The 24017-nt window shown below is 33.5% G+C and carries 16 protein-coding genes; 2 read left to right on the forward strand and 14 right to left on the reverse strand.

The features are described from left to right. Positions 1-29: 29 nt before the first annotated feature. The gene (locus tag AC2DZ0_RS08010) at positions 30-731 is read left to right on the forward strand and encodes an NUDIX hydrolase (RefSeq protein WP_484644804.1); all 702 of its coding nucleotides are present in this window, start codon (positions 30-32) and stop codon (positions 729-731) included. Here AC2DZ0_RS08010 and AC2DZ0_RS08015 read toward each other — a convergent pair whose 3' ends face one another. Next, a complete protein-coding gene (locus AC2DZ0_RS08015; protein WP_484644805.1) occupies positions 732-1154 on the reverse strand; it encodes a CBS domain-containing protein in 423 nt (140 codons plus the stop codon). It abuts the gene before it with no gap. Between the two features lie 121 nt (positions 1155-1275). On the opposite strand from AC2DZ0_RS08015, the gene AC2DZ0_RS08020 reads away from it, so the two are divergent. Further along, a complete protein-coding gene (locus AC2DZ0_RS08020) occupies positions 1276-1689 on the forward strand; it encodes a hypothetical protein (protein ID WP_484644807.1) in 414 nt (137 codons plus the stop codon). Between the two features lie 38 nt (positions 1690-1727). Here AC2DZ0_RS08020 and AC2DZ0_RS08025 read toward each other — a convergent pair whose 3' ends face one another. The 13 genes from AC2DZ0_RS08025 to AC2DZ0_RS08085 form a co-directional block, all read right to left on the reverse strand. Then, positions 1728-2474 carry a hypothetical protein gene (locus AC2DZ0_RS08025; protein WP_484644808.1) on the reverse strand — a complete coding sequence of 249 codons (747 nt, stop codon included), beginning with the start codon at positions 2472-2474 and terminating at the stop codon, positions 1728-1730. Between the two features lie 86 nt (positions 2475-2560). Then, positions 2561-3685: a T9SS type A sorting domain-containing protein gene (locus AC2DZ0_RS08030; protein WP_484644809.1), complete on the reverse strand. Its 1125-nt coding sequence runs from the start codon at positions 3683-3685 to the stop codon at positions 2561-2563. Continuing rightward, positions 3682-5130, reverse strand: coding sequence for an arylsulfatase (locus AC2DZ0_RS08035; RefSeq protein ID WP_484644810.1), 1449 nt, complete (start codon positions 5128-5130; stop codon positions 3682-3684). The genes AC2DZ0_RS08030 and AC2DZ0_RS08035 overlap by 4 nt, the downstream gene beginning before the upstream one ends. 176 nt (positions 5131-5306) lie before the next feature. Continuing rightward, a complete protein-coding gene (locus AC2DZ0_RS08040; RefSeq protein ID WP_484644812.1) occupies positions 5307-6989 on the reverse strand; it encodes a carbohydrate binding domain-containing protein in 1683 nt (560 codons plus the stop codon). Positions 6990-7000: 11 nt separating this feature from the next. Beyond that, the gene (locus AC2DZ0_RS08045) at positions 7001-8758 is read right to left on the reverse strand and encodes a RagB/SusD family nutrient uptake outer membrane protein (protein WP_484644813.1); all 1758 of its coding nucleotides are present in this window, start codon (positions 8756-8758) and stop codon (positions 7001-7003) included. A gap of 18 nt (positions 8759-8776) precedes the next feature. Continuing rightward, positions 8777-11869, reverse strand: coding sequence for a SusC/RagA family TonB-linked outer membrane protein (locus AC2DZ0_RS08050; RefSeq protein WP_484641150.1), 3093 nt, complete (start codon positions 11867-11869; stop codon positions 8777-8779). A gap of 121 nt (positions 11870-11990) precedes the next feature. Continuing rightward, positions 11991-13868, reverse strand: coding sequence for a right-handed parallel beta-helix repeat-containing protein (locus AC2DZ0_RS08055; protein WP_484641152.1), 1878 nt, complete (start codon positions 13866-13868; stop codon positions 11991-11993). Positions 13869-14268: 400 nt separating this feature from the next. After that, positions 14269-14709 carry a cupin domain-containing protein gene (locus tag AC2DZ0_RS08060; protein WP_484641153.1) on the reverse strand — a complete coding sequence of 147 codons (441 nt, stop codon included), beginning with the start codon at positions 14707-14709 and terminating at the stop codon, positions 14269-14271. A gap of 4 nt (positions 14710-14713) precedes the next feature. Then, positions 14714-15427 carry a DUF2490 domain-containing protein gene (locus AC2DZ0_RS08065; protein ID WP_484641154.1) on the reverse strand — a complete coding sequence of 238 codons (714 nt, stop codon included), beginning with the start codon at positions 15425-15427 and terminating at the stop codon, positions 14714-14716. 203 nt (positions 15428-15630) lie between these two features. Continuing rightward, positions 15631-17193, reverse strand: coding sequence for a sulfatase-like hydrolase/transferase (locus AC2DZ0_RS08070; protein ID WP_484641156.1), 1563 nt, complete (start codon positions 17191-17193; stop codon positions 15631-15633). Positions 17194-17208: 15 nt separating this feature from the next. Beyond that, entirely contained in the window at positions 17209-19017 is a 1809-nt protein-coding gene (locus AC2DZ0_RS08075) for an alpha-1,3-galactosidase-related protein (protein WP_484641157.1), read from the reverse strand. A 186-nt stretch (positions 19018-19203) separates the two neighbouring features. Continuing rightward, positions 19204-20055 (reverse strand): T9SS type A sorting domain-containing protein, encoded by an 852-nt coding sequence (locus AC2DZ0_RS08080; RefSeq protein WP_484641159.1) that lies wholly within the window; start codon positions 20053-20055, stop codon positions 19204-19206. A 130-nt stretch (positions 20056-20185) separates the two neighbouring features. After that, positions 20186-23962, reverse strand: coding sequence for a T9SS type A sorting domain-containing protein (locus AC2DZ0_RS08085; protein ID WP_484641160.1), 3777 nt, complete (start codon positions 23960-23962; stop codon positions 20186-20188). Positions 23963-24017 lie beyond the last annotated feature (55 nt).

Here is a 24017-nt window from a genome sequence, read left to right on the forward strand (position 1 = left end):
TCCACCAATTTTATTTACTTTTGAATTCTATGAGCAGAGAACAATCAAATTTCTACAGTACACAGGACAAAATTTTAATTGCAACAGATTGTATTATTTTTGGCTTCGATAATCAATCCATTAAACTACTGATTTTCAAGAGAGAAATTGCTCCGTTTGCAGGAGAATGGTCTCTTATCGGTAGTTTTGTGAAAAATACTGAGAGTGTTAACGATGCTGCCAAACGTGTTTTAACCGAAATTACTGGACTGGAAAATGTTTTTATGCAACAATCAAAAGTTTATGGTGCTGTTGAAAGAGATCCTGGGGCACGCTGTATTACGGTTGGTCAATATGCACTAATTAGAATTGAAGACCAAGACATTGAATTGGTAGAAAAACACGGAGCGGTATGGCATGATTTAGATGAAATGCCAAATTTAGTTTTAGATCATAACCAACTAGTAGAAGATGCTTTAGCTCAATTACGATTGAAAGCGAGCTATCAACCAATCGGTTTTGAATTACTTCCAGAAAAATTTACAATTCCAAGCTTACAGAGACTTTATGAATCTATTTATCAAAAGAAATTTGACGATAGAAATTTTAGAAAAAAAATTATTGCACTAGATGTACTGACAAAATTAGATGAAAAGGATAAATCGACTTCTAAAAAAGGTGCATTTTTATACAAATTCAACAGAACAAAATACGACAAACTAGTTGAAAAAGGAATCAACTTCAAACTATAGTCAATTATACTGTTCGATCAAATAATTCAATAAATCTGTTGTAGTTACAATTCCAATCAATTCGTGATCCTCCACAATAGGTAGTGCATGAAATTCATTTTTTGACAAAATTTCTGCCACCTCCTTAATAGTTTTAGTTGCAATTATTTGAATCGGATTTTTTACCATTACTTGCTCAACACTTAAATTTTCTAAATAAGTATCTTCTGTTTCTGGACTATGCTCTTGACTCATATCAGTAAAACTTATTCTTTGTAAATCGGTCAAACTTAAAATACCAATAATATCCTTATTTCTTACTACTGGTATATGCCGTATTTTATAGCTTTTAAATAGCTGCTCCGCATCTAACAATGAATTACTCAAAGTAAGAGCAATTACATTTGTGGTCATAATTTTTGAAATAGGCGTATCACGATCCATAATTTTAAGTATTGGTTACACCATATAAATGTCCTAATCTTTAAATGAATGAAATATGATATCTATCAGTATTCAAAAAACGTTTACTTTTGCAACCAGTAACGAATAAACAATTTCAAACATGCATAAAAAAGTTGAAGAATATATTGACAAACATCTTAACACAGTAGCAATTCTTGATGAAGCTGGTGTTGGATTTGAAAATGTCTCTATTTTAGAATTTAACACACATCACGAAAATGGCGATGTATTTAAAAATCAAAAAGACGAGTTGTATGGAATTGCTATTTTAAATGCGATTACTGCAGAAAGTGCTCAAAAAATAACTAGAGAAATTAAAAAAAATAAATCATTGACTGTTTCTAAATTAAGTGAAATGGTAAACAAACATTATTTAAAATGTTTAATTTCTGAAAATTCAACTGCTTATGACACATGGAAAAAAGGTGATTTAGGTGTTGCCTCTTTTGAATATAATGATTTAAAAAAATCAATTATTCCTAGTTTTACAAATACATCAGCAGAAAACAGATAAAAAAAAGAGTTCCAATTGGAACTCTTTTTTTTAGAAAATTAATCCATACCATATTTAAAATTGACCCAGGAATAACTAGAAATCCCCCAAGTTCCTTCAATATTTTTTCCGGTAATAGTGACCAATAAAGAATTAGTTGCCTCCAACCTATCATTACGGTAAGTTCCCATAACGCATTTATAGGCTACGTTAAAATAAGCGTTATCTTTAATTTCGATATCCAAAAAGTCAACATCAGCAAATTCAACTGACAAGCCATCTTCAGCAATAATAGTTTTCTCAATATATTCTTTAAAGTCATCATGAGAAAACCTTGAAACCGATGCTTTATCGTCTTTATCTATTGAAATTCTACTTACTAAATATTTCGAATTAAAATATTGAAGAACATCATTTGGGTCTTTGCTTTTTATCAAATTAGCCCAAGACTTGTGCATTTTAAATACCAAATTTTGAATTGCCTTCTCCTGTTTCGAAAGAACAGGTTTTTCCTCTTTCTTTTCTAATTTAGCAATTACATCAGCAAATATTTTATTTTCATCTTTTAGTCGATCAATTTCTTTTTTCTGAATATGTATCTTTCGGTAAAACAAATCAGATTTTTTATTTAAAGTATTGACACTATCAATTAAATCATCATATTCAGTTTGCTTCAACTCTAAACTATCGGCCAATTTTAACAGTTCTTTATTATCAACTGTCTGATTCTGTCCACTAGAACTTTTTTTGTTTTGACAAGAAGCAACAAGAATTATAAGGGATAAAAATATTATTTTACTTTTCATATTTATTTTTGTTTGATTAAACTAAAGTAAATATAATCTTTTTCAAAAGAGTTTTAAAAGTTAGGTCTGATAAAAGTCACCGCAGTTTAATTTTTTATCAGCCTAAAATTTTCTGGTTTATCAAGAGTTAAAACCCCTGAATACACCCCAGAACTCAATTCCCTTAGATCCATCGAGATCCATCCATTTTCTACTTCTCTTGTTCCACTCCAAACTTTTTTACCGAACGAATTAAAAATGGTTACAAATACAGATGTTCTTTCACTTGGAACATAGATCCTAAATTCTCCTTCCGTTGGATTTGGATAAATAACAAACTCACTAGTAAGTTTCTGATGTTCCACTCCTTCACATGCCACATTTGATGAAATTCTGATTTCATCTCCATGTTTAGAAATCAATTTAATTTGTTTTTCAGAAGTGGTTAAAACAATCTCATCATTTAAGAAAATCGTATATGGTGGTGTCCCAGATTCGATATCAATTGTAGCCATACCTTTATCAAAACCCATCTTAGATAAAAGTTTTTTCCCTTGGGGGATTTGAAGAGAATAACATTGTTCAAAATTCAAATTTTCAATGGAAATGCATAAATTATGTTCACCTGAGAATAAATTTTCGATTTCTAAAGATTCCATAAAATTAAATTCTACTCCATCTAAATTTGCAGTATAATTTTGACTTGATTTTGCTTCAATAATTATCTTACCATTATTTTTATCTAAACATGTTTCACCCACTGTTTGGATACTAAAGTTATCTGTTTCCAAATAATCTTGATTCCTTTGAATCCTAATATCATCTATGTAGACTTCCCCTTCTCCAACTCCTAAAAAATCTTTCTGCATTTTTATGCTAAAAAGTGCATCTGACACTTCTGTAGTCAAATAAAAATCTTTTTTTAATTCAATCCACGATCCTTTTTCAATCCCAAACAAATCCCAAGTTACATCAATTGGTATTTCCGCCAGAATAACAGACTTAATCCCTCTAAGACTCGACCCTTCATTCACCCAAACCAACATACGCATATCGTACTTGCCCGGAAGCAAATTGACCCGGTAATCACTTAAAGACTCTCCGGCAACTATTTGGTATTTTTCCTCACTAACAACATTGTTATTTTTTACAACTTGAGAAAAAACCAAGCACTGACAAGATAAGCCTAAAACAAAAAAACAGTAATATTTTAAAAGCTGCTCATATTTCATTTAAATGGAAAAATTTCTGACTCTATATGGGATTCCTTAATAATTCGCTTCATATCCTTCACTACTTCTGGATATTGGGATGCAACATCATTAGACTCTGATGGATCTTTTTCTAAATCAAACAACTCAAAAGTTGTCTTTTTGGGATTTTCTATTTGATATGCCACCGCTTTCCATTTTCCTTTTCTTGCAGCTTGACGACCACCTTTCCCATGAAACTCCCAGTATAAAAACTCATGTTGTTCTTGAGTTTCCTTACCCAATAATGTTGGTAAAAATGACACTCCATCACTTTGCTTTGGAGTTTTAACACCACCTAAATCCGCAATTGTAGGCATTACATCCCAAAAAGCCGATATGTGTTCTGTAGTAGAACCTGCTTTTATTTTATTTGGCCAGACTGCTATAAAAGGACTTCGAATACCACCTTCATACAGATCTCTCTTCATTCCTTTCAACCCTCCTGCCGAGTTAAAAAATTTAGGATCAGCTCCACCCTCTCCATGAGGACCATTATCACTAGCAAACATGATAATTGTATTTTCAGCAATTCCCAATTCATTTACTTTGTCAACTATTTGTCCAACATACATATCCAATCTATCAACCATGGCAGCAAACGCGGCATGCGGAGTTGGTTGCGGGCAATAATGTTTCGGAACCATATTAGGTCCATAATCTGATGTATAATTGTCCGATTCCTCAGTATGAGGTATCTCTGCATACCTCCCTTTGTATTTTTCAAAAATTGGATCCTCCGGTGCAATCATTTCTGCATGTGGCAATATTATCGGTACATATGCAAAAAATGGCTTGTCACTATTTTTCTCAATAAACTCTAATGTTTTCTTTTGAATAACATCTGGAGCATAGGTTACTTTATGCGTCCAATCATTTCCTTCAAGCAATACTTTTTCCTCATTATGCCAAATATGAGTTGGATAATATCTATGAGACATACGTTGACAGTTGTACCCAAAAAATTCATCAAACCCCTGGCGCGTGGCTCCTCCTTCCGTTGTAACAAACCCTAAACCCCATTTACCAAAAGCCCCGGTAACATAACCTGCCTCTTTCATAACCTCAGCAATGGTAATAGAACTCCCTTTTAAAGGCTCTTGCCCTTCAGTCCCTAATTCTTTATTTCCTCTAATATGAGTATGCCCTGTGTGCTGACCAGTCATTAGAGAGGATCTAGATGGCGCACAAACAGAAGTTCCACTATAGTGCTGTGTAAACTTCATTCCGTTTGCAACCATAGCATCCAAATTAGGCGTAGAAAACTTTTCTTGTCCATAACTACTTATATCTCCATACCCCAAATCATCTGCCAAAATGTAAATTACATTTGGTTTTGATTCACTAAGTTTTGGTTTTGATTCAGCACAAGAATTTAAAATACATAAAGCGCTTAATGCTAAAATTTGACTGATTATACTTTTCATGATTCGTTTATATGTTCTTTAATTATATGTCAATAGTTATTCAAATATACTTCAGATAAGAAAAGATTCCGTGTATCTCAGTTTATAAAATGTATCTAAAGGTTTATACGGCTGTTTTAACAAAAAAAAGAGGCTGTGTCAAACACAGCCTCTTCCAAATAAATTTGATAAAATTATTATGGTCTTGGATTTAAAACAACCCAACTTTGATTATCTAAGAATATTACTTCTCCATCTAACGAACCTGCATTTTCAGGTGTAGACATATCAAAATTTAATTTCACACCAGATGCAACGTCCGGTATCGTAATTATTTGAGAAAGTGTAACCCATTCACCTCTTGGCAATGATTCTATATCCCATGTGTATACGGTATAAGGAGCAGACAATACTGTTAAGAAATTTTTCATCGTATTTCCAGACTCCAAGTAAACATCAATTGAAACTAAATATTCACCACCAGTTAACCCCGCTGGTTTTGAAAAATCAGAACCTTGCAATTTTATTGCTGTTGAGGCTTTTGTATATTTCATACTAGCAGTACCTTCAGAAGCTTGTTCCTCTGTACGCGTCCACATTGGAGCCTCAGCTGTTCCATTTGCTGTACCAACCCAATACCCCGTACAATTGGCAGTTTTCCAATTATTTTTATAGGTTTCAAAACCAGCCCAAGTTTGAACAAGAACATTATTTCCTGCTTCCATTTTTACAGGAACAGCGCTAAAATCTGCCAAAACTCTAGCATCCACAGATACAATATTCCCACCAGCAAAAGAAAGATCAATTACATCAGTGTTATACACCTTTTCCGCTAAAACCAATTCAATAATCGTAGCATCCTCATTGTTTATTCTAGCGGACTGAACAGCAATATTACCATCAAAACCAGCACCCGTATTGGTCACATGAACCGTAAAATTATCTTCTTCTGAAATCAATGTTTCTACTTCTCCTGTAACGGAGAAAGAAATATATTGTTCATCTCCATCTTCCTCAACAAAAGGTTTACCAGACTGTACAAAAGGTTGAGAAGATCCTATTACATTTATTACCAATGGAATTAATTTCCCTACAGTATTGCTAGGTACTCCTTCTCCACTTCTAATAGATTCCATAGAAGCTGTAAACTCTCCTAACTTATTGTATTTGATAAATGCTGGATTCGCACCTGATTCTTCCGAACTGGCACCTGGTGTATACCATCTACGACTCGTAGGCCTACCTGTTGAAGTTTGATCTTCGAAATACAATTCTGAACCTGCTTCAATGGTAACTTGATCCCAAGTTCCCATTTCACTTTCCTTAGGATATTGATCCTCAGTAAGCGTTAACACTTTTGTTAAGATAGGATCGTTTGAAGGATCAGTCAATCTATCTACAGTATATACATTACATGCCGGATTAACATTTGCAAACACATCCACTTTAAAAATAGTATCTAATACCCATTGTCCGCCTGTCAGCACAGAACCAACAACAGAATCTTTAAATACATTGTGCAATTTAACTTCCTGAATCCCTGGTTCCGTAAACAAAACATTAGCTTGTGCTTCTGTCGATACGGTTCCAGCATTTGGAATTATAAAATCAGAATATACGCTGTCTAATTCGGTAAATTCAGAATTTAAAAATTTACATGAGCTTGGGATCGTCCAAGTATGTTCAATAGCATTGGTCGACAAATCCTTATAAATAACATAGTTATCTATATTTAACACTTTATCAGTTTCAGCCCAAGTTCCGCTAGTGTATATAGAAAAACTCGAATAATCATTATACGGGAATTCATAAGCGTTATCACAACTTGCCGCTAAAATAAAAGCAAACAAAAGTGATTTTAATATCAATATTTTTTTCATCATTTAAGTTTTTAGTTATTTAGTTCTTGGTTGTATAAAACTTCACTTAATGGCAATGGTAAATAATCATGCAATTCACTGTTATAACGTTCCGCTGCTTGTTCATATTCTTTTATCTGAATAGTTGGATCTGTAGGATCTGTTGGACTTAATCCTTGGATGATTTTAGATTTATTTAAATTTTTTGGAGTATCACCTTGCGTTGTATAATTTTCTAAATAAAAATCCATTGCAGCTAAATCTTCAAAACGTTGTTTTGAAATCCCCCATCTTCTAAGATCAATACTTCTTTCTGAAAAACCTTCTAATGAAAGTTCTAAAGGTCTTTCAACTTCTTGGATATGTTTTCTTAAAGTTTCTTGAGTATAAACAACTAGGTTAAAATCATGGTTTGATCCATCTGGCAAACCTATTGATTCTACTCCCCATCTCTGACGAATTTCATTTATGTATGAAATAGCAGTATCTAAATCTCCTGTCTCCGTCAAACATTCTGCATACATCAAATACACATCTGCCAAACGATAAACAACCACGTTTTTACCAGACCTCCATGCAGTAGAGGCAATATCATTTTCTGAACTAGCTATATCATGATTCGTAAATTTTTTAAATAATGAAAAAACAGTTCCTTTGAAATTAAAAACAGTATTCGCTGCAGGACTCTGATAATACTCAGACTCTTCATCATTTACCACAGCAATCATCTGCGCTGCTCTTAAGGGAACACTTCTCAATTGATTAATTCCTGAACCATCATCTATATAATTCCTAGGATCATTCGAATCCATAGTTTCATTAGAATAAGCATGTGTCAACCAAGCTGATGGAACAAATAATGCAGATGCCCCCAAAACAGATCCAGTCGGACCTGAATATCGCGCCCATCTATTAAAGAAACTTTCCTCATCAAAATTACCATCTTCTAACTGATGCTCACTAGCATAATTAATCTCAAATATCGACTCTGAATTAAAATCACCCTCAGATCTAAATAATTTACCAACATCGTTTCCTGTTAACAAACTGTAACCATAAGCAGAATTATTGATAACATCTGATAGATAAGTCATTGCAGTTGTATAATCTCTTGAATACAAGTAGCTTTTCCCTAAAATTGTTGCCGCTAACCCTGCAGAAGCTCTTGTTTTCTGTTCTTGTTGAGCTGGTAAATTTTGATAGGCAAACTCTAAATCTGCTCTAAAAAATTCTTGAACGTCTGCCGAAGTAGATAAAGGTTTAGAAAGTTCTGTTGGACTAGGAACTCTATCTCTTAAAACAATCTCACCTCCATTATATTCTGAGTGTAAATAAAAATGACACAATCCTCTAAAAAATCTAGCTTCTGCCATTTGAGTTGTCCATCTTTCATCAGCTTTAAATTCAGCATCCATTCTTTCTAAGCCCTCAATTACTTGATTGGCTCTCCATATAACCTGATACAAAGCATTCCATTTGTTAGTAACATCTGCTAAACTATTATTAAAAGTTTTTTCATACCAAGGAATGGCTTTGGTGTAAGGATTTGTTCTTGATTTTGGAAAAGCTAAATCAGACCTCCAAGCTTCAACATCAAACCCTAAGATAAAATGATTATACATTCCTCCATAAACGGAAGTTAAAGCAGCATTCGTTTCTTCCAAATTTGACCAATATATATCCGAAGAAACACTATTCGGATTTATTTCTTCTAAAGCCTCATCTGAACATGATATGAATGCACTTGTCATTAATATCATTCCTATGAAATATATAAATTTTGTTTTCATATTAATGTGTTTTTTAGATTAAAAAGTAAATTTAAGTCCTAACGTATACAAGGCGCTTACAGGGTATCTAGATACATCTAAACCTCTCCTAGCAACATTACCTCCTCCAACTTCTGGGTCATAACCTTTGTATTTTGTAAAAGTCAAAGGATTCTGAGCTTGCAAATAGATTCTAAAATTTGAAACCCCCATACTTTGACATATTGCAGGTCTTAATGAATACCCCAAAGCAATTAATTTCAACCTCAAATAATCACCACTCTCTAACCATTGATCTGTTACCCCAGTGTAGTTATACAAACCACTTTTAGAATCTCCGGTATGTAATGGAATATCAGATATTGAATTATCAGGAGTCCACATTCCAGTTAAAGCCTTATGGGCTCCATTAGTATAAGCAGCAGCATTATTTCCGTTCAATATCTGAGAACCAAATGTACCATACCAATTCATTACCACATCGAAGTTTTTATATGAGAAATTAGAATTGAATCCCATTTCAAAATCAGGCAATGCGCTCCCCATATAATGCTTGTCATCTTCGTTAATTTTGCCATCATTGTTGTGATCAATATATTTTAAATCTCCAAGTCGTGCATTTTGTCGTCCATCTAGTAATATGTACTCATCTAATTCTTCCTGTGTTTTGATAACTCCATCAGTTTCATATAAGAAAAAAGAACCAACTTCATACCCCTCAGCCAAAACAGTGGTAATTGAATTAAGGTCTCCAGAAATCAAAGTGGAATTACTATTGTAAATCAAATTCTGTCCTTTGGCCATTTTGGTGATTTTATTTTTGTTCTTAGTAAAAGTAAGACCTAGTCTAATTCTACTCTTCCCTATATTTTCTTTATAATTCAAGGCCAATTCTAATCCTTTATTCGTCATATTCCCAATATTATAAGTTGTAATAGGGTCATAATAAGCTCCTGCTGATCCTGGTAAACGCACTGGAAACAACATATCTTTTTTGTCAGTATTGTAAAGATCTACATTTAAGATAAATTTGTTTTTTAGAAATGACATATCGATACCAAAGTTAGTTTGCACAGATGTTTCCCATTTTACATCTTCATTAGGATAAGAATACATTGCAGTTCCAAAATCTACATATTGGTCAGCGGGATCAAAAATATAATCAGCTCCAGGGTCTATTGCTCCGGAATATTCATAAGCAGGAAAGCTGTCATTCCCCACAGTACCAATACTTGCCCTAACCTTAAAATTATTTACAATTGGCTTTACATTAGACCAAAATTTCTCACTAGACACATTCCAACCAGCAGAAACCGATGGAAAAGCTCCCCATCTTTTAGCCGCTCCAAATTTTGACGAACCATCTCTTCTAATCAATCCAGAAATTAAATATTTCCCTTTATAATTGTATTGTAATCTAGCTAAGAATCCAATTATTTGATTTGTATAGTTAAACCCAGAAGTTGCATTAGGATTGATTGTTGCTCCATTTATTACTTCTATACTATTGTTAGCTACTCCATCTTTTCTTGCTGTAAAATCTTCCGATTCCTCTCTAAAATACGTCAAAGATGCTAATCCATTAAAGGTATGGCCTCCTACTTTCTTTTTGTAATTGAAACTTCCATCCCATGAGAAAGAATTAAACCTAGTGTGTTGGTGTTGCACCCAACTCTTTGTTGGATCTACCTCAAAAGTGTCATCAGTGATATCAACAACAGCATACTTAGGAACAAAAGTAGTATTCAATACATTGTTTACATTTACCCCTGTTCTTGTAATAAAATAAAAATCAGGTGTAAAATTGTAACTCAAACTTAAACTTGCATTAATTTTATCTTGTCTTCTCTTATTTTTTCTCTTTAAAGCTTGAGCTAAATTATTGGCAGGTGTCGTAACCCCCCCACTACCATTGGTATAAATCACATCTTGAGCAGGCTCAATTTCTGGATAATATGGTGGATATTTCATGGTTGTAATTAATAAACCTGAACTTACAATATCTTTATCATCTAACGTAAATGCTATACTTGTATTAATCTTCCATTTATCCGATTTATAGGTAGTTGTAGCACGCCCATTTAATTTTTTATAACCAGAATTGATAATCGTACCCTCTTGATCAAAATAACCTACAACAGCATTGTAAGTAAACTTATCGGTTCCTCCAGTAATATTCAAATTATGCTGTGTTGTTCCTGCATAATCTACTAAAACATAATCTCTAAATTCATTATCATTATTCAACCATTCCGGATTTCTATGAGGTCCTGGCTCAAATTGATTCGAGACTAAATTGTATTTTTGTACTTCAAACCTCAGTTTTTCATCTGCATTCATTAAAGGAGTACCTGTTCCTAAAGACTGGATTCCATAAGATGTTGAAAAAGTTACTTTAGCATTTCCTGCTGTACCTCGCTTGGTCGTAATTAAAATCACCCCAGCTGCACCTCTTGTTCCATAAACAGCAGCCGATGCCGCATCTTTTAATATATCTATTGTTTCAATTTCGTTTGGACTCAATTGAGGATCTCCCTCCTGAGGAATACCATCAACAACAAAAAGTGGTGTGTTACTCCCAGACAAAGAAGTAATACCTCTAATTTGAATACTGGAAGCTTCCCCTGGTTCTCCACTTGCAGCCGTAACGTTTACACCCGCTACCATACCTTGCAAAGAGTTCGCAACATCTGCAGCTACAAAATCTTCAATGGCTTCTGCCTTTACTTGAGCAACTGCTCCTGTAACTTCTTTTTTCTTTTGTGCTCCATATCCAATAACGACAACCTCTTCAAGCTCATCTACCAAGGACGTTAAAGAGACATTCACGGTAGTTCCAGAAACAGTGACTTTTTTTTCATCCATTCCCATATAGCTAAATCGTAACACATCACCATTAGATGCATTGATGGTAAAGTTCCCATCAAAATCTGTAGTGGTTCCAGATGTTTTTCCATTTCGAGTAACTGTAACAGAAACTCCTGGGATAGGCATACTATCCTCAGCCCCTGTTACAACACCACTAACAGAATTTTCTTGTGCTTGTGCGGACAAACTAGAAAAGATGGTTATGAAAGCGGCAAACAGAATCCTGAATACTACTTTGCTATTTTTAGTTTTATTAATTTTCATAAGTATTTGTTTGGTTAATTGATTTTTCTAGCTCTTAGAACTATTTATAAAATTCATTTAAGAGGTAATTAGTTTCGTTTTAAGTTTGGTTTCTTTTCATATGGTCGTGTTAAGTTAAGAATTATTTAAATTTTACTTTTTCTGATTTTGAATCATTTGAGATTTTCTGCTTGGCTTTCCCTTTGTATTTATTTTTTTTGAAAACTATATTTTTAGAAGATTTCAATCTTACTATAGGATTTTCTGGAAATAGTTGAGGGAAAGTACCTGAGTTGGTAATGGTATTTTTTGTAAACAACAGACCATCAGTATTAGCGATTTCTAGTATTAAATTATCAAAATGATTGAAAGTATTATTTGAAATCTCTATATTTTTAAAAGCAATATTTTGATTATCATCATCCGTCACAAAACGAATCACCCCTCTATTATATCCAGAGTGATTACAGTCTTGAAATATATTATTACGAATAATTACATTTGCAGCATTTCCGGACTCATACCAATGTCCACTTTCAACCGGAACTAGGATTGCTTCCATTTCTGTACTAAAGAAATTATTTTCAATAACCGTTTTCACCGGATTTGAAATCAAAAGTCCTCTTGCTCTATTATTACTAATCACACAGTTTTTCACTAATAATTCTGGATAGCCATCTAAATTCTCTATCAAATCTCCCGGCTTTAAATCAGCTGGTATCTTTTCATTAAATCTAACAATATGATACCTACTATTTAATTTATCTACACTCTTTAAGGTCAACCTATCATAAGCAAAAAACGAATTAGTCAATCGTACCAATCCAATGGTCTCACCATTTTTACCAATTTGAAAACCTTGTTGTTGATGATGGCCCATTCTTACTCCAATAGAATAATCATCTAATATCTCAACAACTTTTTGATAGGTTCCATGTACATTCGTAGCATCGTCTAATTGATTGTTAAAAGTTGAATTTTTTAAGATTACCTTACCACTGCATCCTACGAAATGCGTAGCATCTGCTGTAGTAGAAACCATTCTACCATGTGATGGCGTAATATTAAAATGATCCAATAATAAATCTGATGAATTTTCTGCTATTATCCCCATACCTCCTGCATGATGAATTTCAACATGTTCTCCTACAAACCCCGTGGTATTCGTCACTCTAAAAGCTGGAGCAACTCTATTATAACCTTGCTGACCTTTCATCACTAAAATCATTCCTACAGGTGGTAATTTCTTTTTGTGTCCAAATAACCTAACCACTCCAGGTTCTAACTGAACAACTTTTAATCTATTTTCTGTACCAATTTTTTTAAGGTTGGGAGCTCTATGATCAACTTCGTACTTGTACGCTATATTTTCAATGTTATGACTTGATTTCACTTTAGACGCTAGACTAATATTTGTGTAAGATTCGGTATCAAAAGCGATAGCTTTTCTTGCGGGATCATATAAAATAGATTGTCCGATTCCATGCTCGTAATATTCCTTAACAAAAATTAATTGTTCATTTCTGATTTCATAAGGATATTCATCTGATATTTTCATATCAAAAGAATGTTCTTCTTCGTTGTGACCAATTATCAAACCTTCACTATGAAAGGCTTGTGCCCAATCAATACTAATATTTTTAACTTTTACGTTAGAACTCCCATCAATAAGGAAAGGAATCATGATTCCATGGAAAATGAACGTTGCTCCATTTCCATCTACGGTCACATTCTTAAAATCTCTTAAGGGAAATGCTGTCCTAACCATCAAATCTCCATGATTAGAAATATGTTCGAACGATTCTAAACCTTTATCTGGATAAAAATGATAAGTTCCTTTTTCAAAAGAAATTTCAACGTTAGCACGAGATTCTAATCTCAATATTTTTTGAAGAACATGTGGTGTTGCATCTTCCTTTATAGTGGTTGAAAACTTTATTACATTATTCGTTTGCCCAACAAGTGTTGAGACGGCAATGAAACAAATTCCAAATAAAAATTTGATTTTGTTAATTTTCATAATTCCAGTGTTGATTAATAGGTTTATCAAATAAGCAAATTGCCTATTCAAGCACTGTAAAATTGAAATTTATTAAAAAAGTAAAGGTATTTAGGGGTAAATATGTTGTACTCTAGGGTAAAACAAGTGTGTTTAACAGTGCTTTAATCGCACACAACCTACTGTTTTACTACGACTTAACAAAAACAAGATTTCTACAAACGAAAAAATCACAATTCGACTCAATCAGAATGCCTAAAACCGCCGAAAAAGACACACCACACTAAAGGACAGGATCATCCTCAAAGGAATTCTTTAAGATTTTTTTCAAAACAGGACAAAATTGATTAGCCCAAGTTATCATTAGAATGAATGCTTAATATCCAAAACACATCCTTATAAAAAAAATATTGCTCACATTTTAATGTTCAGAATCCGCACTTGTATCTTTTAAAACAGTTATAGGTACATCTACATTACCTGAATAAAACACCACAATCTGAGCAGGCACATCTTGTTCATTTATACCGTAGTGGTATTTATTTACCAATTCTACAATAACATCTCCTTTATTTAAAAAAAGTTCTTCTCCCTCTTCATCAACAACCTTTAGAGCCCCTTCTAAAAGAATTCCAGAATTGATCACAAGATGTTTATGCCATTTTAATTTGGTATTAGGTGGTATCGTAATTTTTAAGACGGTTACCTTTGGCTGTCCTTTTCCATAACTTGGTAATTGATCCCCATTCCAGCTCGTTGTAGTTTCGGCAAGTTTTTCTACCACAATCTCCTTGTCATATTCTTTTGAACAAGAAATTAAATACAATGACGCTACACACAAAACAATTAAAACCTTCTTCATAATATTATTTTCTAAAATCCATCGTTTGTTTATATCCTAACCACAAAATCCCGAACTCATCGGAAATATCAGGAATATCTTTTGAAACGGATGTAAAGTTGTAAAAAACAAACAATTTATTTTTTTTGTTAAACTTCACAACCGGTCCGACCAAAAATCTATTTTGAACTGAGAAATCAAAAAAGTCTCCCTTACCAGCACTAAATAAAATTTCATCTCCCACCACAAAAGACAACTTTCTTTCTTTATTGGAATGAGATAAATTTAGCAAAGGAAAATCGAACATAAATCTATACCTAAATCTAAAGTTGAACGTGCTTTCCGAAGGAACACCACCATCGGCAGCAATATTTATAAAACGTTGCTCTATACGTACCCTATTTCCAAAACCTATTTTCCCTAATTTATGACTTGAATTTAATTGTTGATGCGGTCTGAATTCTGTTACTTTTCCTTCTCCATGAAAATGAGTTTTAAAAAAAGCCCCTCCAAGAATTAATTTAAAATTTGGATTAAACGTATAGGAAACTCCTGAACGAATAAAATATTGCGAAAGATCTACAAACCTACCTTCTTTTAATCGATATCCTACATCAGAAGAAACACCCCATGAATTAGATATTTTAGAATTATTATAATATTGAAACCAAACTTCTTCTACGGCAGGCCTTGATTCCTGAGAGAAACCATTTATAACAGATAAAAAAACACTTGCCAAAAGAAAAAATTCTTTTTTAAAATTAGATCGTATATTCAAAACACTCATTATTTCCCCAGAAACCCAATGGCTTCCCTTTATTTTATTGGTCCGCAAGTTATTCAATTTCTAAATATTAAAATCCACTATTTTTAATTTTTTATATAAAAAAAACACTCATAAAAATATCTATAAGTGTTTCTAATAATCAGCTCAAAAAAAAATTACATACTTGATAAAAGCGACTTTATCTCCTTTTCAATTTTAGGGTTTTTATCACCTGACAATTCCATATAATTCCTCAACTCCAAGCAAAGTTTTTTTACCACCGACTTATATTTTGAATCATCGACAAAGTTTATTACTTCATTTGGATCTTTTTCTATATCAAACAACCATGGTTTCTTGTTGGCTATTATATGCAGTTTATACCGTTGCGTTATTGCGGCATAATGTCCCAGTCTCGTAAAAGTAACATCATTCCAATCAGAGGGAGCGTTACCTTGTAAGATCGGTGTTATATCCCTTCCTGCAACCGGTGGACATTCAACTCCTAAAAGACTCAAAAAAGTAGGCATCCAATCTGTATTATTAGCAGCTAAATTCACAACATTTTTTCTTGGAATTAAAGGGCTATTATTATTTTGCCCATGTGCTAGTACAAACGGTATTTTTGCAGAAGCTTCATGGATCGTTCCCTTATTTGACCTGGCATGTTCTCCTAGCAAATCACCATGATCAGAAGAAAACATGATAATCGTATTTTCAAAGATCCCCTCCTCTTTTAATTTTTGCATAATCCTACCGATATTATCATCAATCAATTTGACCATTCCTAAATATTGGCGAATGTCATGTTTCATTTTTTCTTGGTCATCTGACTTACCATCAGGTTTTTGCCAAGACTGCAAATGTTTTTTATTTTTCTGTGCTATATGGTAGGTTTCAGGTAATTTCACCTCAACATTATCCAATAAAGTGTCATAAGGTGCCCGTACTTCATTTGGCGTATGTGGATCTGGTATACTAACCACATAATAAAAAGGCTTACTTCGATTGTCTTCAATAAATTCAATCGCCCTATCTGCCAACCAATCCGTAGTATGTTTTACATTTTTTGATCTCTTATCAGCAAACAACGGTTGACCATATGCATCCGTTCCTATCAACTTTGGTTTTTTAGCTGCTCTGTAAGGATTCCCCTCAGAATCAATCCCTTTATATTTATCATGCCCTCCATTAAACATGTAACGTTTATCCTGAAAACCATAAGTATCTTCAGGATGTCCAACAGGATAAGGAGACCACCATTCATCTTTATCTTTATTTCCATTGACACCATTGCTTTCGGCCAAATGCCATTTTCCAGCATATCCAGTTACATATCCCGCATCTGATAAAACATCTGCAATAGTTACTACTTCAGGTTTTAGGTATTTTCCATCCCCTTTTTTATTAGAATTGTTGGGAATCCCTAAAGTCATTGGGTACATTCCGGTAAACATAGATGCTCTTGAAGCGGTACAGACTGCTGCACTACAATACATCCTATTAAAAATAGTTCCATACTCCGCCAATGAATCTATGTTAGGAGTTTCAACAACGGCTTCTTTTCCCCAAACAAAAGCCTGATCCGAAGTCAACTGGTCTCTATAACAACCAAGTGTTCTAAAATTATGCTCGTCTGTAATGATCCAAATTACATTTGTTTTAGGTTGATGCTGTCCTTGTATTTTAGACAAGGATAAAAACAAACAAGCCACTAGTATAAAATTATATCTATTCATTTCTCTGTATATAATTTATTTAGAAATCCCTTTATTCTTACTTAGCTTAAAATTAAGATCACTATTGATTTTCTTAATGGATATAGGCCATTTAAAACCCTTAAATTTATTTTTCGATAGCACCGTTTCTTCACAATAATTAAAGTCAAATGCAGGCAATTCACTTCCAACTGGATAATACGTTGATAATTCAATAGAATTTCCTTCTATTTTCAAACCTTTGACAGATTTCGCATACACCAAATGACCATTAAAACTTTTAATTATATTGTTAGAAAAAGTTATATTAAAATGATATTTTTCATCTCCTAAGTATTGCTCCGAAGTCAACATAGGAGAAGCAAATAATGGGTAAGACTCGCCATTTCCATAGCCTATATTTTCAAATACATTATTCTTAATTACAACATTCCTTACACCTCCCGATTCATACCAGGATTTATTATCTCCTTCTATTAAAATGCCATGCATCTGAGATGAAAAATAATTATTCTCTACCAACACATTCCCCTTTGTAGTAATCAAAGCAGACCTTGCACGATTCTTACGAATTATATTATTATTGACATATAAATCAGGATTCCATGTAATATTTTCAAAAGAAAGAAGTCCTTTGGTTTTACTAGGTAACTCAGCAACAGTAATCAAAACACGTTTGTCATTTAAAATTTTAGTTTTTGTAACGGTCATTTCTTGAATTGGCAAAACCGTTTCTCGTGATGTTAGCATAATTTTATCTCCTGGCTCCGCAAAAACGAGTCCCCATTGCTGTTTATGGCTAATTTCACATAAAAAAGTATTCTCCCCTTGATATTCAACTACTTTTATATATGCTCCATGCACATTGATCCCATCATCCATCATTTTCTCTAACAAACAATTTTCAATCTTTATCAATCCCTTACAACCTAGAAAATGAGTTGCATCTGCTCTCGTAGACATATATCTATCAGACCTTGGAGTCACTTTAAAGGTATCCAAGCTAATGTTTTCACATCTTTCTGCAATCAAACCCATTCCACCTGCAGCATAGACAGTAACATTGTTTATAAAATTATCTTTAGAACTAGATAAATGAATCGCCTGGGCAAATCTATTTCCACCTGGACTAGGTCCATAGGTAGCAAAAACAGTTCCTACGGGTGGAGTTTTCTTAGTAATATTTGTAAACTTAACTGTCTTATTGGTTAGTTTTGAAACTTTCGTTTTGGAATTATATTTTAAAAAATAATCCTTAGTATGCCACATGGCCGCCTTTTTCTCTCCATCATAGGCAATATTTTGACCAATTACATCCCACCAGTCATAATGATGGAAAAGAATTTGATTCTCTTTTACATCAAACTCAAATTGCCCTTTATTTACTTCTGCAATGAATGAATTATCATTGGTATTATTTTCTAGTACAATTAATTCATTTACAAAAGAATGTTCCCAATCAATCGTAAAATTTTTAAGAACTGTATTGGTACACCCCTCTACCGTTATGGGGCAAATTTTCCCATGAAACATAAATGTAGATCCATTTCCATCTAAAGTAAAATTGTTAAAATCAAAAAGAGGAAAAGCCAATCTTTTCAAACTATTGTCATGATTCGTTACAGCTCTATATTGTTCTATGGCGTTTTCAGGATAAAACTCATATTGTCCTTTTGGAAAAAACAATGTGACTCCCTCCTTACCATTTAAACTATCTATCAATTGGTTTACCTCAAAAGTTACATCCTTTCCTGGTTTTATTCCATGGTCCGCTACATTGATCATTTGCGCAAAGGAAGTAACACTCGATATTAAAAGTAACCCTGTTAAAATAATTTTCTTCATTCATTCATATTTAACTCCCCTTTTAGAGAGATTGATTCAGTATTCATATCAAAAATACCCTGACAACATACTTTTCATGTCTTTAAGCGTTTAATTTATGTATGCATACATCCAAAACCGTCTTTTATAGAAAAGAAAAAGGCCTCATGTTTCCATGAAGCCTTTATAAATAATTGAACTTAATAACTACTGAATCACTACTTTTGTAACAAAATTTTTCCCTTCAGAAATCACTTTTACAATATAAATTCCAGAAATTAAACCTTTCACTGATACTCCTGTCTTTTCAGAATTAGTTGTAAATGATTTAACCGCCACACCAGCAATATTTGTAATCGTAATTTCGCTGTTTAAAGGTGCAGAAATATTTAAAATATCATTTACGGGGTTTGGGTATACTGAAACATTTTCTAGCACTTCTCCTTTTTCTGATAAAGACCCTTTGGTTACCAATAAATCATCTACGTAAACAATAGTAGCACTTGGAATTGATGTAAAATTCACCGTAGACCAAAACTTTGTTGAATTAGTACCAATAGAGGTAATATTTATCTCATCCTGCAACTGAGTCCAAGTTCCAGCTTGGGTTACCTCAGACAAGTCAAAATTAGCATTATAGGTACCAGCTGAAGATTCTTGCACTGTAGACTTTAATGTTCCACTTGACAAGTTTGTTAAATATACCCAAACGGAGACAATATAATTACCTGTTGACCCAATCTCAAAATTCCCTTCTTTATTTGTATTTGATCTATAAGTTTGAAGTTTAGGAGTATCTATCGGCGTTGTAAAATCAACCTTCAGGCTATAACTACTTCCTCCGTATGCTTGTTCGTTTGATTGCTCGAATCCGATAACTTGAGACCAAGCTTCAACAATATTTCCAGGAGAATCATAAATATTTGTAGCCGTAGTCCAAACTACATTTTGAGATTCAAAACCAAAGGCATCGAAATCATAACCTGTAACTTGTGCATTTAAGCCCATTCCTGTAATCATTAGAGTCGCAAGACTCATTTTAAGTAATTTTGTAATCATAATTTAAATTTTATTATTTTATAGTACAAAACAACTTAAATCACAAAATCAAATTGTATCAAGGAATAAAAAGGATGTCTTTACAGGTAAAAACATCCGAAAAAATAAAATAAGCTTTATAATTGAGCAATTAGTCTTTTACAAACGTTCCTGATATTACTGCTTTATCACTACTGATTTTATAAAAATAGACTCCTGGACTAAGATGAGCTACATTGATTCCTGAATCTGTTACTTCGGCAACAGATAACATAACTTTACCTTGAACAGATACGACCTCGATACTAGAACTACCCTCTAAATTACTAACATATAAAACATTTTGTACAGGATTTGGATAAGTAAAAACGGAATATTTCAAAACAACATCTTCTGAATATACCCCTTGACAGTCCTTATTAGTTTTAACTTCTAATGTATTAATCCCCTGTTTCAATTGAAGTCGAATATCATCTTTTTGGGTTACAAATTTCTCATCATTTAAAGTAACTGAATACAAACTACCACCTTCCATATGTAGTTCTATTTTTTTCGAATTTTCATCCACCTTTGAAGCAACTTGCAATACTTCAGGCTCTCTTATCACTAAGTCATATTGTTTTGTTGTTGCGTCATTCCCAGGTTCAACTATAGTCAATTGATAATCTCCTTTACCTAAATTTTCAAAAACCACATTCCCAGAAAACTCAACCGTCTCATTTATACCTGATCCTATAATCGTTGCACTATAGCTCTTTGACTGCTTACTTACAACATTAACAGAGCCATTTTTTTCTCCAAAACAGGTTGCTCCAACTGTTACTACACTAAGAACATCGTCTTCTGTAATGGATGGATCCTTTGCTGTATACCAACCACTTCCTCTTGTGGAGGTATAAAATTTTCCAGGCACATTAAAATCTATAGCAATATCATTAATTCTGTCAGCTTGACCATTGCCTTTATTTATTTTTCTCCATGTATCCCCTCCATCTTTAGATACATAAGCACCTCCATTTCTTAAATCAACCTTAGAGTTTGGTAAGGTAGATAATAAGATAATATTCGGATTGTATTTTGCCACTTCAATTCTATTAACCCAAGGATAATCAAATTTTTTCACCCAAGTTTCCATATCGTCATCACTTACAAACATTCCACCCGTCTCCTCATTCTTAAAACCAGTGGTAATATATGCCTTCCCGTCAGAAGCAAAATGAATATCGTTAACTCCGGATCCAGCTCTCAAAGAATTCGTACTTGCTACTTCTTGCCATGAATCCCCTCTGTCTAAACTTTTATACAAACCTCCATCATCATTTATAACAGCCGCGTAAAGAATATTGGTATCATTAGGATCAAAAGCTATTCTCGCAACATCTCTTGATGCAGGCAAACCTGTATTAACTTCAGACCATGTTACTCCTCCATCAGAAGACCGATGAACTCCCCAGCTTTGAGAACTATCACCAACCCACTCTAGCTTCAAACTAGACTTAGGAACACAGAAGTACATATAATCCGGATTATTTTTATCTATCATTAATCCAATTTGATGCACTGCTTGATCACCACTTCCCGGAGGTGCGGGAGCCCAAGGCTCAGGAATAGGAGTTCCTATCGGGGCCCAATTTGCACCAGCATCTGTCGTTTTATAAATTTTACCTCTTCCTGATTGTCTGAAAAATGTAGCAAACCAAGTATTTTTTTCTGTAGGATGCACCGCAACGGAACTTACTGAATGTTCTTGTTTTACGCCACTACTATTAAAGACCAACTGCATCACAGAGCCTCCTTGGGCGTTACTTCTAACTGTTGGACCTTCTTCATTTGTAATCCATAAACTATTTTCTCCGGAAGGACAAAACACCCTATTAGGCCATAATTCAGATTGATAAAAGCCATGCCCGGGAACATTACTATTTCCGGCTCCAACCCATCCCTCTAAATCAAATTCTGATTCTTTTGCCTCTTCATCATCAATATCCAGCCAGGTATTTCCTTTATCATATGATACAAAACCTATTTTTGCCAATTGCGTGTATAACACCGTTCCATCTGCATTAAACCTAGCAAAATTACACCCTTTTCTTTCGTAATCATCACGTTCAAACCAATCACTTTTGTATTTAAAAGTTACATTGGAAGACATTGGGTTGTTTCTGATATCTACCCAATAATGATCATCATCTCCATTACTCCATTTTTTTCCATTTCTAAAAGTTACAAACCAATCCGTTCCGCCATTTGAAGTTCTCCATATCTGTCCTGGTCTAAAATTGTTTTCCGATGCATTAGAATAATCATTTATTAGATATACATTGTTTACATCATTCGGATCCACTGTAATCATATTATACCTTGTGGTGATACTTGCAGGTAATACAGGATAGGTGGTTTGTGCTACTTCCCATGATTCTAATCCAAAATAGTGAGCTATAGATTGATAATAATCTTTAACAACATCTGCATTTCCACTAAACACATTAAGATCAATAGGTAAATTGCTAGTCACATTTGACCAGGTCTCCCCCCTATCTGTACTTTTAAAAATTCCACCTTGATCATTTTCTACTGAAAGCCCAGAAGCAGTGCTTTTTTCTTTCCAAGTAACATTACTTAAGGCGTAAATAGTAATTTGGTCCGTATTTTTATCATGATGCATCGACATTGACCTAATCATATCATGATCTATACCATCAGATTTTAAAGTCCAAGTTGCGCCAGCATCGGTACTTTTATAAAACCCATAATTTGAACCTGCATATACAATAGAATTATCTACGGGATCTACCAAAATAGTTTCAAATTCTGCCTGTGTATCTATCCCTGTATTCGATAACGTCCAAGTTTCTCCTTTATCTATACTTTTCCAAAGTCTTCCATTTGCATTAGGGTCAACATGTGTTCCTTTAGGATCCGATTCTGGATATAAAATACGACCATAATCTCTCATTCTACCTGCTCCTAAATACCAAATATTATCATCTGTTGGATCTACTGCTGCTACTGATAAATAATTAGCACCTACGGCAGTCTGTGCTGTTTCTATCAACTCCCAAGTTTTCCCTCTATCAGTGGATCGATATATATCTCCTTTTGCTTTTCCTGTAGAGATTCCATAATCCGCATCTTGTCTAGAAAAGTCCAAAGAATACATTTCTAACGGACCTCTATAACCTGAACTAAAAGACCTTGCATCTTCATTCATTATGGTTTCATAAGTAAATCCTCTATCAGTAGATCGATAAGAATTCCCCATATTTGGACTTGTAAAATGTATATCCGGATCTGTTGGATGTGTATAAAAACAACGGTTATTACCACTCATACCAGGTCCAAACTGAACCCATTGGACTGTTTCATCTGATTCTAAATCAGTCGTTTTTATTTTATCAAAAAAACCTGGTATTACCTTTTCTATTTTAAAATCATCAAAATAATATTCGCCACCACTAGCAACATTGTCATTTGGTCTTAATGAAAATAAAACGTAACCATTTGAATCGCTGACAGTAGGGGAAAATTCAGTACTATAATCCGACCAATCAGAATTAGTCAATGAAAAATTTATATGTCCTATTTTTGTACCATCAGAACTAAATATTTTTATATTCGACTCATTATTATCACTAGGAGATATCGCTTTATACTTGAACGAAATTTTATAGACTTCACCTTGCTCCCAAGTAATAACAGGCTTTGTTGTAAGGTTACCTTTCTGATCAGCTCCATTAAACTTCATTTGAAACCCATACAAATCAGTATGTTTCGAAACCGTATTGATTTCATAAATCGGAAGACTTGCATTGAATTCTTGCCAATCTTCTAATAAATTATTTTCAAAGCCACTAAAGAAAAGCACCTCTTGAGAAAATGTAAAAAAAGGAATCAGCAAAAATATTTTAAACGTACATTTCAAATTCATAAAAATTTATTTTCGTTACCTACAAAGATGAGCTTAAATTTCTAGATTTATTATT

This window comes from Flavicella sp. IMCC45668, from assembly GCF_057219105.1.